3 protein-coding genes are annotated in these 4,315 nt (G+C 74.3%); all 3 read left to right on the top strand.

All coding sequences use genetic code 11. The annotated features are described in order from the left end of the window. The coding region (locus KBX53_RS24195) for an SCO7613 C-terminal domain-containing membrane protein (protein ID WP_369010011.1) at positions 1–1,729 on the top strand (1,729 nt) is incomplete at its 5' end. Positions 1,730–1,866: 137 nt separating this feature from the next. Continuing rightward, positions 1,867–2,919 carry an acyl-CoA desaturase gene (locus KBX53_RS24190; protein WP_210861813.1) on the top strand — a complete coding sequence of 351 codons (1,053 nt, stop codon included), beginning with the start codon at positions 1,867–1,869 and terminating at the stop codon, positions 2,917–2,919. A 221-nt stretch (positions 2,920–3,140) separates the two neighbouring features. After that, the gene (locus KBX53_RS24185; RefSeq protein WP_030333055.1) at positions 3,141–4,295 is read left to right on the top strand and encodes an FHA domain-containing protein; all 1,155 of its coding nucleotides are present in this window, start codon (positions 3,141–3,143) and stop codon (positions 4,293–4,295) included. The last annotated feature ends 20 nt before the right edge of the window (positions 4,296–4,315 follow it).

The following is a 4,315-nucleotide window of genomic DNA, read 5'->3' as shown; positions in this document are numbered from 1 at the left end:
GGCGTACCGCGAGGTGGCCGGTGCGGGTCTGCTGGTCGGGCAGCTCACGCTGCCCGCGATCGCGGCGGTGGCGCTGTTCGCCGCGGGCGCCCCGCCGTGGTGGCAGGCCCGGCTCGCGCTGGCGGGGGCCGGGCTGTCGCTGGTCGCGGCGCTCGCGGCGCGTCGTCACCGGGTGGAGCTGACCGGGTACGCGCAGACCGGCGCCGTCGTCGCGGTGGCCGTGCCCGCCCTCGCGCCGCTGGTCGGGGCGGGTGACGAACCACTCGCGTTGTACGCCGCCCTGGCGGCGCTGGGCGTCGCGGTCGTCGCCTGCTGGGCGCCGTCGGTGAGCGACTCCGGTCCGGTGGCCCTCGGGGACCGGCCTTCGGCAGCCGAGCGCGAGCCGGCCCGGTCGGCGCTGTTGCTGGCTGCGGGCGGGACGCTGGCGGCGGTGGCCGTTCTGGTGGCCCTGCCGACGGTGCTGACCGCGCTCGGGTCGCCGCACGGCGGGCGGGGCCGGGTGTGGTCGGGGGTTCCGGCTGTCGTCGCCGACCCGACGGTGCTCCCGGTGGGGTTCGCGCTGGTCGTGCTGGCGGTGGCCGGGGCGCTGGCCGGTCGGCGGGTGGGGCTGCCGGTGCCGGCCGCCCTGCCGTTCGTCGCGGCGGCGCTGCCGGTGCTGCTCATCGCGATCGGGGCGCCCTGGCCGGTGCTGCCGGCCGCCGTTCTGCTCGCCGGGCTGGCCGCGCTGCTGTTCACCGCGCTGGCCCCGCCCCGCCCGGTGCTCGCCCCGGTCGCCGTACCGGTGGGCGTGGTGCTGGTGGCATCCGGTGTGGCGGGTCTGCTGGCCACCCGGGCGGCGACGCTCGCGGCCGAGGCGGTGCTGCTGGTGGCGGCGGTCGCGGTCGCCGTCGGGGCGCGCAGGTCCGCGGTACGGGTCGTCGGTTGTCTCGCCGCCGTGGGTGCGGCGTCCGCGTTGGCGGTGACCGCCCCGCTCGCCGGCGGGCTGCCGTTGCGGGCGGCCGCGTACCCACTGTTGGGGGTGGCCGCGGTGGCGCTGGCCGCTGCGGCGCTCACCCCGGCGCGGGCCCGGCTGGGACGGGTGCTGGATGCCGCCGCGCAGGCTGTCGCGCTGGTGGCGGCGGTGTTCGCCGTCGAGGTGGCACGGCATCTCGCCACCCTCTGCGTGCTCTGGGGTGTCGCCGTCGCGCTGCGACTGCTGCGCCGGGGTGAACCGGCCGGTCGACGGTGGGCGTTCGCCGGGATCGCCGCCGGCAGCGAGTTGCTCGGGGCCTGGGTGCTGCTGGCCGCCGGTGGGGTGACGGTGCTGGAGGCGTACACACTGCCGGCTGCGGCGCTCGCCGTCGGCGCGGGTCTGCTGGCGCTGCGTACCCGGCCGGGGCTGACCAGCTGGCCGGCTCTCGGCCCGGGGCTGGTGGCGGCGTTGCTGCCCAGTCTCGTGTCGGTGCTGGCCGGGCCAGACCCGCAGCCGTGGCGGCGACTGCTCCTCGGCGCGGCGGCGGTCGGCGTGGTGCTCGCCGGCGCGACCCGCCGGTGGCAGGCGCCGGTGCTGCTCGGCGGCGGGGTGCTGACGCTGTTGGCACTGTACGAGGTGGCCCGGGGGTGGGATCTGCTGCCCCGGTGGATCTATCTGGGGGTCGGCGGGCTGGCGCTGGTCGGGCTCGCCGCCACCTACGAGCGACGTCGACGTGACCTGGCTCGACTGCGCGCGGCAGTTGGGCGGCTGAGTTGAGTTTGAAGTCAGGAAGGTAGGGCCTGCCCTACCCACTATTCGGGGGTTGTCGGGGTTACTCAGCGCTACCGCGATCGGGAGACTTGACATTAAGCCCGAACCACCCTGGTACGGGCGCAAGCGGAACGGGAGCAGCGATGGCGCTCGGAGCGGTGGCGGAACCGCCGGTACGACGGCGAGGTAGTGACTACGCACAGTTGTCCCGACGGATCAGCCAGGCGGGCCTGCTGGAGCGGCGTCCCGGCTGGTATGTCACCCGCATCGCGTTCACCCTCGGTGCGTTCGTGGCCGGCTGGGTGGCCGTGTTCCTGCTCGGCGACTCCTGGTGGCAGCTCCCGCTGGCGGCACTGATGGCGGTGGCCACCACCCAGGTCGCGTTCCTCGGTCACGACGCCGGGCACCGCCAGATGTTCCGTCGGCGTGGTCCCAGCGAACTGGTGGGTCTGTTCGCCGGCAACGTGGCGGTGGGGATCAGCTACGGGTGGTGGGTCGACAAGCACAACCGGCACCACGCCAACCCGAACCACGAGGACGAGGACCCGGACGTCGGCGCGGGTGCCCTGGTGTGGACCCCCGAGCAGGCGTTGGAGACCCGTGGGATCGGTCGCTGGATGGCCAAGCGGCAGGCGTACCTCTTCTTCCCGATGCTCCTGCTGGAGGGTTTGAACCTGCACGTGGCGAGCATCCGGGCGATCATCGGCCGGGAGCCGAACGGCGGGTACACCGTCCCGATGCGGCACCGGGCGGTCGAGGCGGCACTGCTCGTCGTGCACACCGCCGCGTACGTGGCACTGCTGTTGGCTGTCATGTCCCCGGTCAAGGCGCTGCTCTTCGCCGTCGTGCACCAGGCGTTGTGGGGCCTCTACATGGGCTGCGCGTTCGCGCCGAACCACAAGGGCATGCCGATGCCGACCGCCGAGGACGAGCTGGACTTCCTGCGTAAGCAGGTGCTGACCTCCCGCAACGTGCGGGGCAGCCGGCTGGTGGACACCGCGCTCGGCGGTCTCAACTACCAGATCGAGCACCACCTGTTCCCGAACATGCCGCGCGCCAACCTGCGCCGGGCCCAGCCGATCGTCCGGGCCTACTGCGTCGAGCAGGGCATCCCGTACGCCGAGACCGGGTTGGTCGAGTCGTACCGGCAGGCACTCGGTCATCTGCACGAGGTGGGGCGGCCGCTGCGCGGCTGAACACACCAGGGGGAAGGCGGGGGCGGTGCCGGGCGGCACCGCCCCCGCCTGCGTACCGGGTCGATCGACACCCTGCTACCGCTGGTCGATGCCGTCCGTCGTCCCCGGTAGGGTCGGCGCATGGCAGACCTGCTCACCGCGGGAGCGGTGCGAGATGAGCTGGGCGGGCTGACGGGCTGGTCCCCGACCCGGCGGATCGACGACATCGTCGGGAGCGTGGCATGAGATTCGAGATCAGCAAGGTGCTGGACGCCATCGAGGGGCGGGTCTGCACCGACCCGTCGCTGGCCCGGGCCGTGGTCGACCTGGCCGAGGTGATCCGCTACCAGGACATTGATGGTGGTCGGCCGGCCAGCCTGCTGCGCCTCGGCATGGTCATCGACGCGCTCTCCCGCGAGTTGGAGGAGGACAGCGTCCAGGTCTACGCGGTGGTGCACCGGGCATTACTCTCCGACGCTGACCTCACCTCCAACGAACGGATGGTGGTCCGCCGCTGGGCCGACGACGGGCTCGTCGAGGTGCTCGACAACCCGGGTGACCGGATGTTGGAGGTCGCCGACCTGCTCGGTCTGCCGGTGCTCAGCCGGGTCCGCTTCGACGGGTTGCGCGGTCGGTTCCCGTGGCTGGTCGAGCAGCCCGGTCGGGTGGTCGCTCCGGTCCCCGGCGCCGGTGGGCCGGTGTTCATCGCGCACGTCGGCGGGGGTCACGCGCCGGTGGCCGGCAAGCGTTCGCCGACCGGCGTGAAGCTGCTGGCCCGCCAGTGGCGCTGCCCGGAGTCGGGCTGCGCGTTGTTCGGCGGCGGTGGTGGGGGCGGCGCGTTCGCCGACCTGGCCGGCGGTGCCGACCGCAGCCCCGCGGCGCAGCCGCCGCCCGCGCTGCGCAACGGCGTGCCGACCTGCCCCCGGCACGGCGCACGGCTCGGCGACGCCGGGCCGCGCCCGCGTACCGAGGTGCTCGCGGTGCGCGTCGGCGGCCTCGTCCGGCGGCGGTTCGTGCTCAGCGAGGAGCAGCCGGTGGTGGCTGGCCGGGCCCCCGAGCAGGACGGCGGGATCATGCTCGGGCAGTGGCTCAACGACGAGGCCCGACGCTGGATCAGCCGTGGTCACGTCCGCTTCGAGCTGCGGGTCGGCGAGGTCATCGTGACCGACGTCAGCACCAACGGTTCCGGCATCCGCCCGGCCGGTTCGATGGCCGAGTCGGACCGGATCCCGCTGGCCCCGCAGCAGTCCCGGGTGCTCGGCGAGAACGACATGGTGGAGCTGTACCCCGGCGTGCAGATCGGTCGGGCCGAGGAGCTGCCCACCGGTGCCCCGTTCACCCCCACCTCGGTGATGGCCGAGGCCCCGACGATGGCTATGCGCCTCCCCCGACCCTGACGCGGAAGGCGGGGGGCGGG

Source organism: Micromonospora sp. M51, assembly GCF_018070305.1.
GTDB classification, from domain to species: domain Bacteria; phylum Actinomycetota; class Actinomycetes; order Mycobacteriales; family Micromonosporaceae; genus Micromonospora; species Micromonospora parva.
This window is presented reverse-complemented; position numbering and strand designations above follow the sequence as displayed.

Bases quoted from the DNA above. Each gene is read 5' to 3' on its own strand.
- KBX53_RS24190 (WP_210861813.1), top strand. From the start codon at position 1,867: ATGGCGCTCGGAGCGGTGGCGGAACCGCCGGTACGACGGCGAGGTAGT.
- KBX53_RS24185 (WP_030333055.1), top strand. From the start codon at position 3,141: ATGAGATTCGAGATCAGCAAGGTGCTGGACGCCATCGAGGGGCGGGTC.